The following is a 12,583-nucleotide window of genomic DNA, read 5'->3' as shown; positions in this document are numbered from 1 at the left end:
TTAATGTTTCAAGTATGCCCCGGCAGGCCGGAAATCATTTAGGTTTCCCCATCATTTCCGGTCCTCCGAGGCCTGATTGCACTCTCTTAGCTATTCTTTTATTTCCTCAGAACTTCCCTCTGAAACCTCTTCTGTCTTATCTGCGTCTTCCTCCAGATCCTTCTCCAGGGACTTGAGCATGTCCTCCTCTGTCTTATTGGAGGATTCCCTTACCTTAGCGATGCTGGCTACGGAGATGTCCTTATCCAGGTTCATAAGCTTCACTCCTGAGGTCACACGCCCCAGTACGGAGATATCACTGCACATCATGCGAATCACAATCCCCTCTGTGCTGATCATCATTACCTCATCATCCATATTCACCGCTTTTACACCAATGACATTTCCTGTCTTCTCAATGATTTTGTAGCACTTCACACCTTTACCGCCCCGGTTCTGAGCAGTAAATTCCTCTGTGCGGGTGAGTTTACCCATTCCATTTCCTGAAACAATGAGCAGGTACTCACCCTGGGTATCCAACTGCATTCCGATCACCTCATCCCCGTGGGTCAGATTCATTCCAATCACGCCCATGGAGACACGTCCGGTACTTCTCACATCCGTCTCGTGGAAACGGATGCACTGTCCGTACTTGGTTACCAGGAAGATATCCTTCTTACTGTTTGTGGTCTTCACCTCAATCAGTTCATCATCCTCCCTCAGAGTGATGGCAGCCAGACCGGTCTTGCGCACATTGGCATAGTCGGTTATGGGCGTCTTCTTCACAATCCCGTTCCGGGTCGCCATAAAGAGGTATCTGCCCTCCTTGTACTCCTTGATAGGGATCATGGCTGTAATCCGCTCCTCCGGCGCCAGCTGAAGCAGGTTGATGATAGCCGTCCCCCTGGCGGTTCTGCTGGACTCCGGGATCTCATATCCCTTCAGCCGGTACACCTTTCCCGTATTGGTAAAGAACATCAGGTAGTGGTGGGTGTTTGTCATGAGCAGATCCTCAATATAATCATCCTCCAGAGTCTGCATCCCCTTGATTCCCTTGCCGCCCCTGTTCTGGCTCTTGAAATTGTCAATGGTCATACGCTTGATATAGCCCAGCTTTGTCATGGCAATCACGACATTTTCCTTTGGAATCAGATCCTCCATGGAGATATCAAACTCATCAAATCCGATGGAGGTCCTTCTGTCATCCCCGTACTTCTCTCCGATCACAGAGATCTCTTCCCTGATCACACCCAGAAGCAGCTTTCTGTCAGCCAGAATCGCCTTTAACTCTTTGATCTTTTCCATCAGCTCTTTGTATTCATTCTCCAGCTTCTCCCGCTCTAATCCTGTGAGTGCCCTCAGCCTCATGTCCACAATGGCCTGAGCCTGGGCTTCTGAGAGCTGGAACCGTTCCATCAATCCCTCTTTCGCAAGCTGAGTGGTCTTGGACGCGCGGATAATCCGGATCACCTCATCAATGTTATCCAGGGCAATCAGCAGTCCCTGTAAGATGTGGGCCCGCTCCTCCGCCTTATTCAGCTCATACTGGGTCCTCCTGGTCACAACCTCTTCCTGATGCTTGATGTAATAGTGCAGCATCTCCAAAAGGCTTAGAATCTTGGGTTCATTGTTTACCAATCCCAGCATAATTACGCCAAACGTGTCCTGCAATTGTGTATGCTTATAAAGCTGGTTCAATACTACATTCGCATTTACATCCCTGCGCAGCTCAATATTGATGCGCATTCCCTCACGGCTGGACTCATCTGTGATCGCTGTGATTCCGTCAATCTTCCTATCCCTCACCAGCTCGGCCATCTTTTCAATCAGCCTGGCCTTGTTCACCATGTAGGGAAGCTCTGTGACAATGATCCGGCTCTTGCCGTTTGCCATTGCCTCGATCTCCGTCACTGCGCGCACTCTGATCTTGCCCCGTCCGGTGCGGTAAGCCTCATTGATGCCCCTGGTTCCCAGTATCTGAGCCCCTGTAGGGAAGTCTGGTCCCTTGACGATCTCCAGCAATTCCTCGATATCCGTATCCCGGTCCTCTAAGATGCGGTTATCAATCATCTTCACAACTGCGCTTATGATCTCTCTTAAATTGTGGGGTGGAATATTGGTAGCCATACCCACTGCAATACCGGTGGTACCGTTTACCAGCAGATTTGGAAATCTGGAGGGAAGCACCGAGGGTTCCTTCTCCGTCTCATCAAAGTTGGGCACAAAGTCCACGGTATTTTTATTGATGTCCGCCAGCATCTCCATGGAGATCTTACTCAGGCGCGCCTCCGTGTAACGCATAGCTGCAGCCCCGTCACCGTCCACGGAACCAAAGTTGCCGTGTCCGTCCACCAGAGGATATCTGGTGGACCACTCCTGGGCCATATTCACCAGCGCCCCGTAGATGGAGCTGTCACCGTGGGGGTGGTATTTACCCATGGTATCACCCACGATACGCGCACATTTTCGGTGGGGCTTATCCGGCCCGTTGTTCAGCTCGATCATGGAGTACAGCACCCTTCTCTGCACTGGCTTCAGACCGTCTCTTACATCAGGAAGTGCCCTGGAAGCAATTACGCTCATGGCATAGTCGATGTAGGATTTTTCCATGGTTTTCTTTAGGTCAACCTCATGTACTTTATCAAAAATATTGTCTTCCAACGACTTCTCCTCCTAAATATCCAGATTCTCTACAAATCTTGCATTCTCCTCAATAAACTCACGCCTGGGCTCCACCTGATCGCCCATCAGAGTCGTAAAGGTCAGATCCAGCTCCGATGCCGCGTCATCCTCCATGGTCACCCGCAGAAGCACCCGTTTCTCAGGGTCCATAGTGGTCTCCCAAAGCTGCTCCGCGTCCATCTCTCCCAATCCTTTGTAGCGCTGTATCTTATTGTTCTGATCGCGCCCCACCTCCGCAAGAATGTTGTTCAGCTCCTCATCGCTGTAGGCATACCAGACCTTCTTGTTCTTTTCCAGTTTGTACAGAGGCGGCTGTGCCAGATAAACATGCCCCTCCCGGATCAGATCCGGCATAAAACGATAGAGAAAGGTTAATAATAACGTACTGATATGAGCGCCGTCCACATCTGCATCGGTCATAATTATGATCTTGTGGTAGCGCAGCTTGGAGAGGTCAAAATCCTCGTGAATGCCTGTACCGAACGCTGTGATCATAGCCTTGATCTCCGCGTTGCCGTAGATTCTGTCCAGCCTGGCCTTCTCCACATTCAGGATCTTCCCTCTCAGAGGAAGGATCGCCTGAGTAGCCCTGCTCCTGGCCGTCTTAGCGGAACCTCCGGCGGAATCTCCCTCCACAATATAGATCTCACAGTTTTTAGGGTCCTTATCCGAACAGTCCGCAAGCTTCCCCGGCAGGGAAAGTCCGTCCAGGGCAGACTTCCTTCTTGTCAGATCCCTGGCTTTCCTGGCCGCGTCCCTGGCCCTCTGGGCCATGATAGACTTTTCCAGGATTACCTTAGCCACCTGGGGATGCTGTTCCAGAAAGATACCCAGCTGTTCCGACACCACGCTGTCCACCGCTCCCCTGGCCTCACTGTTTCCCAGCTTCTGCTTCGTCTGTCCCTCAAACTGGGGGTCCTCTATTTTCACGCTGATAATGGCAGTGAGCCCCTCCCGGATATCCTCACCGGACAGGCTCTCCGTATCCTTGATCAGCTTATTCGCCTTTGCATAAGCATTAAAGGTCTTAGTGAGAGCGTTCTTAAAACCAGTCAGATGTGTTCCGCCCTCCGGGGTTGTGATGTTGTTCACAAAACTGTAAGCCCCCTCATTGTACCCGTCATTGTGCTGCATGGCCACTTCCACATAGACATTGTCCTTTGTCCCCTCGCAGTACACCACTTCCGGATAAATGGGCGTCTTTCCCCTGTTCAGGTAATTCACAAACTCCTTTATTCCGCCCTCATAGTGGAAAATCTTCTCCACAGGCTCCTCCGGACGCTCATCTCTTAGAATAATCCTTATATTTTTTGTCAGAAACGCCATCTCTCTCAGTCTCTGCTTCAGGGTATCATATTCAAATACCGTCTCCTCAAATATCTCTTTGTCGGGCAGAAAGGTAACCATGGTTCCAGTCTTATCCTCAGGACAGTCTCCGATCACCTTCAGCTTATAGACAACCTGTCCCCTCTCGTATCTCTGGCGGTAGATCTTACCCTCACTGTAAATTGTAACCTCCAGCCACTCGGAGAGAGCGTTTACTACAGATGCACCTACCCCGTGGAGTCCTCCGGATACCTTGTATCCCCCGCCGCCGAACTTGCCCCCGGCATGCAGAATGGTAAATACCACCTCCACGGCAGGCAGCCCGGACTTGTGGTTGATCCCCACAGGAATGCCACGCCCGTTGTCAATAACAGTGATGGAATTGTCCTGGTTGATCGACACCCGGATCGTATCGCAAAAACCCGCCAGCGCCTCGTCCACCGCATTGTCCACGATCTCATACACTAAGTGATGAAGACCTCTGACAGATGTGCTGCCAATGTACATTCCAGGCCTCTTTCTGACCGCCTCTAGTCCTTCCAAAATCTGTATTTGATCTGCACCATACTCCTGTGTTTGTTCTGTACCCATAGTTACCTCCTGTTTTCCTACACAAGCCCCAAACGGCAGGCCTGCCGTAAACTAATATCCATCGTAACTGCTCAATATCCTGACAGCTACATACAAAAATCTATGAAACCGTTCCCTCCACCACATGAAATACCTTGTTGATCTGAAACTTATTTTCCACAAAATCGTCCAGACCTGTGCATGTGATGAGAGTCTGTATATCGTGTATACTATCCAGTAAATAGTGTTGCCTGTTACTGTCCAGTTCAGACAGCACATCATCAAGTAAAAGCACGGGTGTATCCCTGATTTCCTGCTTCACCAGCTCAATCTCCGCCAGCTTCAGGGACAGTGCAGCCGTCCTCTGCTGGCCCTGGGAGCCATATTTACGTATATCTACCTCTTTCACCAGAAACTGCAGGTCATCCCTGTGAGGCCCCGTCACTGTCATCTTAAACCGCAGATCCTTCTCCCTGCCTCTCTTCAAAGCTTCCTCAAAGGAGGCGGCATCCACATTCTTCTCATAGCGGATGGAAATCTCTTCCCTTCCGCCCGTGAGCCTGCTATGTATCTCTGCCACAATGAGGCCCAGACGGGACACAAAGTTCTCCCGCTCCTCAATGATCTTTTTTCCATAGGACACCATCTGCTCATCCCATACATCCAGAACATCCCCGTATTCCGGGTGAAAAGCAATGTCCTTGAGCAGTTTATTCCTCTGATTCACCACTTTGTTGTAGTTGGAGAGATTGTGGAGATAGATACGGCTTAATTGGCAGAGCTCCAAATCCATAAAACGCCTCCGCTCCCCAGGCCCATTCTTAATGATATTCAAATCCTCCGGGGAAAAAAACACAAAATTGGCGATTCCAAACAGCTCGCTGGCCTTGCGGATGGGAACACCGTTTATGGCAATCCCTTTTGTTCTGTTCTTTTTTAAATGCATGTCAATCTTGTAGGGGCTGTCATTCTTAACCAGCCTCATACGTATATGGGACTCCTCCTGATGAAACCTTATAATCTCCCGGTCCTTGCTCCCCTTGTGGGATTTGGTAGTCCCGCAGAGGTAAATGGCCTCCAGGATATTTGTCTTTCCCTGGGCATTGTCTCCATAAAAAATATTGGTTCCATTGTCAAACTTCAGCTTCAGAGTCTGGTAGTTTCTGAAATTGTCCAGCTTAATCGACTCAATAATCATCCCGGCACCGCTATTCCGTAATCTGAATGGTCTCGTCCCCAAAAGTCACCTGGTCACCGCCATGGAGCTTTTTCCCCCTCTGGGTTTCCACCTGTCCGTTGACCTTTACCAGGCCATCCTGTATGACCATCTTGGCTTCCACTCCAGAGCCAACCAGCCCCGCGGCTTTCAAAGCTTGTCCCAGCTTAATGTATTCGTCTCTCAGTTTAATTTTCTCCATCTTTCCCTCCTGACAGTGCGAGCTGCCGAAAAGATCACTTAAAGTCACATATTGCAGTGATCTCATCTATTAAAATGTGATATCACTTACGCCGTAAAATTTACCGGAAGTATCAGATAAATGTAGGACTGGTTCTCATCCCTTATGAAGCAGGGAGCCTTGGGGTTTACCAGATAAATCGTGATCGTCTCATCATCAATGACCCGCAGGGCGTCAATCAAAAACTTAGGATTAAACCCTATGAGGATATCCTTTCCCTCTTTCGAAATATCAATCTGCTCATTCATGGAACCGATCTGAGAATTGATCTTCAGCTCCATGCTCCCCTCCCCGATGGCAATAATGATGGGCTTTTTGTCCCCCTCTTTCACCAAAAGAGTTGCGCGGTCAATACAGTCCAAAAACTCTCTTTTATTAATTTCCACCTTTGTCTCATAATCACTGGAGAGCATCTGGTCAATGCGGAAGTATTCTCCTTCAATAAGTCTGGAAACAACCACTGTATTTGCAAATTCAAACACAATATGGTTTTCTGTGAAGAATATGCTGATTTCATCCTCAGTCTCGCCGGAAAGAATTTTGCTTACCTCAATGAGTGTCTTTCCAGGAACGACAACTTTCTTATGAGGATAAGAATCTTTCAATTCAATTTTTCGTATAGAAATACGGTGTCCGTCCAAGGAAACCACTTTCAAAATATTTCCGTCTACTTCAAACAATTCACCTGTCATCATTTTATTGTTCTCATTGGCAGCAATGGAAAAAATGGTCTGGCGAACCACTTCCTTTAAGGTAAACTGTGACAATGTAATAGAATCATTCTTCTCCACATAGGGAAGATAGGAAAAATCCTCCCCGGATTGCCCTGAGATATTAAACTTTGCTTTTTCACAGGTGATGACTGCCTGCATCTTTTCATCCGTGGTTATGGTAACATCATTATCAGGAAGTTTTCGAACAATTTCAGAAAAGATCTTAGCATCAATGGCAATGATACCCTTTTCCAGAATCTCGCCTTCCACCTTTGTCTCAATACCTAACTCCATGTCATTGGTTGTAAATTTTATCTCATTGGAGGAGGCATCCATGAGGATACACTCCAGGATAGGCATGGTAGTTTTTCCGGGTACTGCTTTCATTACAATGTTTACGCTTTTTAAAAGATTGCTCTTGGAACAGATAATTTTCATTTGTTGATAACTCCTTTTGGTTTTGCTAAAAGATAAAATGTAAAGAAAATCCGTAGTATCCGCCGTAGGGGATGTTGATTTGTGTATAACTCCTCCAAACGGCATAAAATATGGGGATAAGCCCATTTCTAAGTGTGTGAGAAAAAATTTTAAGGGGTTGGAAAACGCATGGCTTATCAACACCTTAAAATCGATTCACAAATTATAAACACATTTTCCATGCTCTATGAACATGAACCTGTGGATATTTCATCTTATAGAGTTTCATGTAGTCCAAGATGCCTGAGAGGAAGGATCAGCTTGGACTGATTTTCTTCTTAATGACCTCAATGGTATTGCGGACGGACTCGGAGGATTCCATCTCCGACACAATTTTTTTACACCCGTTGATAATAGTAGAGTGGTCTTTCCCTCCCAGATACTTTCCAACGGACTTTAAGGGAGTATTGGTCATCTCTCGGCAGAGGTACATGGCGATCTGCCGTGGAAATACGATCTCAGAATTCCGTTTCGTGCCCTTGATATCTGTCTCTGAAATGTGAAAATGCTCCGCAACAATGGATATTATAAGTTCCGGAGTTACCACCCGTTTTTCATCCGGGGAGATAATGTCCTTTAAAGCTTCCTCCGCCAGAGCTACATTGATCTCTCGCTTTTCCAGATTGCTGAAAGCCATCAGCTTATTCAGCGCACCCTCCAGCTCACGGATATTGGATTTGATATTTGTGGCAATGTATTTGATGACTTCATCATCAATGCTGTAACCATCCATCTCTTCCTTTTTACGGAGAATTGCCATCCTGGTTTCATAGTCAGGGGAGGAAATGTCTGCGATCAGCCCCCACTCAAAGCGGGAGCGCAGACGGCCCTCCAGAGTCTGAATCTCTTTGGGCGGCTTGTCCGAGGAGATAATGATCTGCTTTTTAGCGCCGTGCAGGTCATTGAAGGTGTGGAAGAATTCTTCCTGGGTAGACTCTTTTCCTATAATGAACTGAATATCATCAATAAGAAGCACATCAATATTCCGATATTTTTCCCGAAATTTGGTCATAGCCGTATTATTTCCATTTCGGATGGCTTCAATCAGCTCATTGGTGAAGGATTCACTGGTCACGTACAGCACTTTTGTGGATGGATTTCTTTCTAATATAAAGTGTGCGATGGAATGCATAAGATGGGTCTTTCCAAGTCCCACTCCTCCGTAAATAAAAAGAGGATTGTAAATCTCCCCCGGAGACTCCGCAACAGCCAGGGATGCGGCGTGTGCAAAATTGTTGTTTCCTCCCACCACAAAGGTATCAAATGTATATTTAGGGTTCAGGTTGGATTTTTCAATAATATCATTGGAAACAGAGGGGGCAGTTTTGGGCGCCGGCTTCGGTGCGTGCTCCTTGGCCTGTTCCGGCAGGATATATTCAATCTCACAGTTTAGCCCCATGATTTCTCCCAGTGCCACTTTTATAGGTAGGGTATATTTTTTGGAGACATAATTAAGCCCCATCTGGCCGGATGGAACTAAGATGTAGACACGATTTTCACTTTCCTCGTAATTATGTACCTCCAACGGCTTTAGCCAAGTGTCAAAGGAGACATCCGACAGATCGTGCTCAAGCTTGACCATCTGAAGGATCTCCTCCCATTTATCAATGATGTTCGATAATATGTCCATTATGAAAATCTCCTTTTGAACCCAATTTCTCTACATTAATAATACCTGAAAATAAGTAAATTAGCAACGAGAAATTTTACTGTGGATAAATTTTGACAAAAAACCAATTTTTGGACAGTGTTTATAACTCCTTTCAACACTATAAACATAGAAAAACAGCGGGTTTTGTCAGTTTTCCCCCAAGTTTTTCACATTAAATCCAAAAGTTATGCACAAGATATCCCCAAAATGTGGATAACTTTTTTGGACAATTCTGCTATCCATTGAAAATACAGGCCATTTGCGTGGTGTATAATACTTATCCACATTTCAACATTTTGGGGATATCGTATGGTGGAAGCTGTTTCTTTTAGCCGGAAGATCGGACTACCCAGGCGATTTCCTAACAAGCTTTGGGAAAGTTTTCGGTTCCAGAACACAGTCACCCGGGCGTAGGCAGCTCTCAAAGCAAACAATTAACGGTTAGTTCCCCAGAGCGCTGCACGTGTTTGCGTGAGAGCTGCCTACGCCCGGGTGACGTCCTGGCAGCAAGTACATAACAGACCCGACCAGTCTGAACTGTTACGAAAAAATATAAAAAAGTAAAGGAACTGCTTGACTTTGCCGGGTTTTATGAATATAATTGAAATGATGTTTTTTAAACATGTGGAATAACGAATTTGCCAAATGGATATAGATATTTGGTCAGATAAAGGAGGTGCCGGACTAATGAAAATGACATTCCAACCTAAAAAGAGATCCAGAGCAAAAGTTCACGGATTTAGAGCTAGAATGAGTACTGCAGGCGGAAGAAAAGTTATCGCTGCAAGAAGAGCAAAAGGAAGAAGACAGTTATCAGCATAGGCCGCAGATTTGTGGCCTTTTCTTCTCTTTACTTTAGGAAAAGGAAGTCGGCATGATATTTTCAGAATCATTGAAGAAAAATAGGGATTTTCAGTGTGTTTATCGAAAAGGAAAATCGGAGGCTAACAGATATTTGGTGATGTATCTGTTGAAAAATGATTCCGAAAGAAACAGGATCGGTATTTCCGTCAGTAAAAAAGTTGGAAACAGCGTGGTGAGGCATCACCTGACCCGTTTGATACGGGAGAGCTACCGGTTGAATGAGGCAAAGTTTGAAGCTGGATACGATATTGTAGTGATTGTCCGGCCTGGCGGAAAAGACTGCGGCTTTCACGAAATTGAGAGCGCTCTGCTCCACCTGGCCAAGCTTCATAAGATCCGCACAGATTTGGAAGAGAATGATGAGAAGTGAAAAAAATATTAATCGGTATGATTAAATTATATAGAAAATATCTTTCACCAATGAAAAGGACAAAATGTCCTTATTTCCCCACCTGTTCACAGTACGGGCTGGAGGCAATCGAAAAATATGGTGCATTAAAAGGCGGTATACTGACCTGCTGGAGGATATTGAGGTGCAATCCCTTTTCTAAGGGTGGCTATGATCCGGTTCCGTGAGTGAGGCCTGAATTAGGAGGAAACATATGTTATTAACCAAAAATGGCGGCTTTTTAGGGCCAATCGCAACAATACTCGGATTTATTATGGATGCTATTTTTGAATTCTGCAATCTGCTTACCATCCCGAGCATTGGACTTACCATTATCTTATTTACGATCATAATCTATATGCTGCTGATGCCTCTGACCATCAAACAGCAGAAGTTTTCCAAGCTGTCAGCAAAGATGAATCCTGAGATTCAGGCAATTCAGAAGAAATATAAGGGCAAGCAGGATCAGGTTTCCATGATGAAGATGAATGAGGAGACTAAGGCTGTATATGGAAAGTACGGCGTATCTCCCATGGGAAGTTGTCTGCAGATGATCATACAGCTACCTATTTTGTTTGCACTCTATCGCGTGATCTGGAATATTCCCGCTTACGTAAGCGGAGTAAAGGACGTATTTATGCCTCTGGCTGATAAGATTCATGCTATCGCGGGCAGCCAGCAGTATCTTGCTGATTTTGCGTCTTCCAATCAGGTAAACTTTGAAAAATTAGGATACACTACAAATACCATTATTGACTGCCTCTACAAATTCAAGCCGGAAAACTGGTCCGCCATGGCATCTGACCCCAGCTTCTCCGGAATTTCCAACCTGGTGACACAGACACAACAGCAGGTTGACCATATGAATAACTTTCTGGGAATCAATATTGCAAACTCTCCTTTTGCAATGGTAAAAGATGCTGTCAGCGGTGATTTTCAGATTTTGGCGCTGATTGCAGCGCTTTCCATTCCGGTATTGGCCGGTCTGACCCAGTGGCTGAATATGAAGCTTATGCCCACAGCCGATACGGGAAATACTCCTGAGGCTGCTGGTAATATGGCAAGTACCATGAAAACCATGAACAATATTATGCCCCTTATGTCCGTGTTCTTCTGCTTTACACTTCCTGCAGGTATGGGTATCTACTGGATCGCCGGTGCAGTGATCAGAAGTATCCAGCAGGTGATGGTAAACAGACACATTGACAGCATGGATCTGGATGCACTGATTGAGAAAAATATGGAGAAGCAGAACAAAAAGCGTGAAAAAATGGGACTTCCGCCCCAGAAGATCACAAATCAGGCCAAATCCAATGTGAGAAATATTCAGAGTCCCAATGCTTCTACCCAGAAAAAGAATGTCTCTGAGGAGGACAAGCAGAAGCAAATCCAGAAATCGACGGAGTTCTACAATCAGAACGCAAAGGCAAAACCGGGGAGTATCGCTTCGAAGGCACGCATGGTGCAGCAGTACAACGAGAAAAATAAAAAATAGGAGGGTTTCACAATGATGGATTATATTGAGGTGAAAGCGAAAACTGTGGATGACGCGATTATTGAGGCATCCATCCAATTAGAAACCAGCAGTGATAACATTGAGTATGAAGTGATTGAACGCGGCAGCAGTGGATTTCTGGGATTTGGCAGCAAACCGGCGGTGATTCGCGCGCGCAAAAAGGAAGAATACAGCTCTTCACTGAATGATCTGGATTTGGACCTTGAGATAAAGAAAGAACCAAAGAGAGAAGAGAAGAAAGAAATTAAGAGAGAGCCCAAAAAAGAAACAGGCAAACCACAGCAGAGAAAGCCGGAGCCAAGAAAACCGGAAGCAAAGCCAGCGGAGCCTAAGAAGCCGGAACCGAGAAAACCGGAACTTCAAAAGTCTGAGGAGAGGCCGTTTAAGGAGGAGAAGGAAGCTGTCAAGAAAGCTCCTATTGATCATGCGGCTGCTGAGGAGAATGCGATTCAGTTTTTGAATGCCACATTTAAGGCCATGAAGCTTCAGGTTGAGGTGAAGGCAGCCTTTGATGAGGATGAGAATCTGAATGTTGATCTGTCCGGCCCTGAGATGGGGATATTGATTGGAAAGAGGGGGCAGACTCTTGACTCCATCCAGTATCTGACCAGCCTGGTGGTGAACAAGGAAAACGGTTCCTATATCCGGGTAAAGGTGGATACAGAGGATTACCGCAGACGGAGAAGGGAGACTCTGGAGAATCTGGCAAAGAATATTGCCTCCAAGGTGAGGAGGACAAAAAAGCCGGTATTCTTAGAGCCTATGAATCCCTATGAGCGCAGGATTATCCACTCCGCCCTGCAGAACAATCCCTATGTTTCCACACATAGTGAGGGGGAGGAGCCCTACCGCAAGGTAGTTGTTACATTAAAAAAATAGTAGTAACAGACAGCAAACAATGGGCTGTCGCTTTAAGCGCATACGGCAGGCTTAACGCGACAGCCCTTTAAACATATTGAA

Annotated in this window: 11 protein-coding genes; 5 read left to right on the top strand and 6 right to left on the bottom strand. The window is 46.2% G+C overall.

Annotation, left to right across the window (positions count from 1 at the left end; genetic code table 11):
- Window positions 1-90: 90 nt before the first annotated feature.
- From gyrA to dnaA, 6 genes are all read right to left on the bottom strand, one after another.
- Window positions 91-2,640, bottom strand: coding sequence for a DNA gyrase subunit A (gene gyrA / locus AC0THY_RS03510; protein WP_489993088.1), 2,550 nt, complete (start codon window positions 2,638-2,640; stop codon window positions 91-93).
- A 12-nt stretch (window positions 2,641-2,652) separates the two neighbouring features.
- Window positions 2,653-4,578 (bottom strand): DNA topoisomerase (ATP-hydrolyzing) subunit B, encoded by a 1,926-nt coding sequence (gene gyrB / locus AC0THY_RS03505; RefSeq protein ID WP_489993087.1) that lies wholly within the window; start codon window positions 4,576-4,578, stop codon window positions 2,653-2,655.
- A 100-nt stretch (window positions 4,579-4,678) separates the two neighbouring features.
- The gene (gene recF, locus AC0THY_RS03500; RefSeq protein WP_489993086.1) at window positions 4,679-5,755 is read right to left on the bottom strand and encodes a DNA replication/repair protein RecF; all 1,077 of its coding nucleotides are present in this window, start codon (window positions 5,753-5,755) and stop codon (window positions 4,679-4,681) included.
- Window positions 5,756-5,765: 10 nt separating this feature from the next.
- Window positions 5,766-5,975, bottom strand: coding sequence for an RNA-binding S4 domain-containing protein (locus AC0THY_RS03495; RefSeq protein WP_489993085.1), 210 nt, complete (start codon window positions 5,973-5,975; stop codon window positions 5,766-5,768).
- A gap of 86 nt (window positions 5,976-6,061) precedes the next feature.
- Window positions 6,062-7,165 (bottom strand): DNA polymerase III subunit beta, encoded by a 1,104-nt coding sequence (dnaN, locus tag AC0THY_RS03490; protein ID WP_489993084.1) that lies wholly within the window; start codon window positions 7,163-7,165, stop codon window positions 6,062-6,064.
- Between the two features lie 295 nt (window positions 7,166-7,460).
- Window positions 7,461-8,834, bottom strand: a complete 1,374-nt coding sequence (gene dnaA, locus AC0THY_RS03485) for a chromosomal replication initiator protein DnaA (RefSeq protein ID WP_489993083.1) — start codon at window positions 8,832-8,834, stop codon at window positions 7,461-7,463.
- Window positions 8,835-9,542: 708 nt separating this feature from the next.
- On the opposite strand from dnaA, the gene rpmH reads away from it, so the two are divergent.
- From rpmH to jag, 5 genes are read left to right on the top strand one after another with little or no spacing between them, the layout of a single operon-like run.
- A complete protein-coding gene (gene rpmH, locus AC0THY_RS03480; protein ID WP_489993082.1) occupies window positions 9,543-9,677 on the top strand; it encodes a 50S ribosomal protein L34 in 135 nt (44 codons plus the stop codon).
- 52 nt (window positions 9,678-9,729) lie between these two features.
- A complete protein-coding gene (gene rnpA / locus AC0THY_RS03475; protein ID WP_489993081.1) occupies window positions 9,730-10,089 on the top strand; it encodes a ribonuclease P protein component in 360 nt (119 codons plus the stop codon).
- Complete coding sequence (gene yidD, locus AC0THY_RS03470) at window positions 10,086-10,295, top strand: membrane protein insertion efficiency factor YidD (protein ID WP_489993080.1); 210 nt, start codon at window positions 10,086-10,088, stop codon at window positions 10,293-10,295. Before rnpA ends, yidD begins: the two co-directional genes overlap by 4 nt.
- Before the next feature lie 26 nt (window positions 10,296-10,321).
- Window positions 10,322-11,602 (top strand): YidC/Oxa1 family membrane protein insertase, encoded by a 1,281-nt coding sequence (locus AC0THY_RS03465; protein WP_489993079.1) that lies wholly within the window; start codon window positions 10,322-10,324, stop codon window positions 11,600-11,602.
- A gap of 12 nt (window positions 11,603-11,614) precedes the next feature.
- Window positions 11,615-12,502, top strand: a complete 888-nt coding sequence (gene jag / locus AC0THY_RS03460) for an RNA-binding cell elongation regulator Jag/EloR (RefSeq protein ID WP_489993078.1) — start codon at window positions 11,615-11,617, stop codon at window positions 12,500-12,502.
- The last annotated feature ends 81 nt before the right edge of the window (window positions 12,503-12,583 follow it).

The sequence above is a fragment of the Ruminococcus sp. 8Y-12 genome (assembly GCF_058119865.1).
The sequence above is the reverse complement of the archived record's forward strand: the minus strand, read 5'-3'. Positions and strand labels throughout refer to the sequence as shown.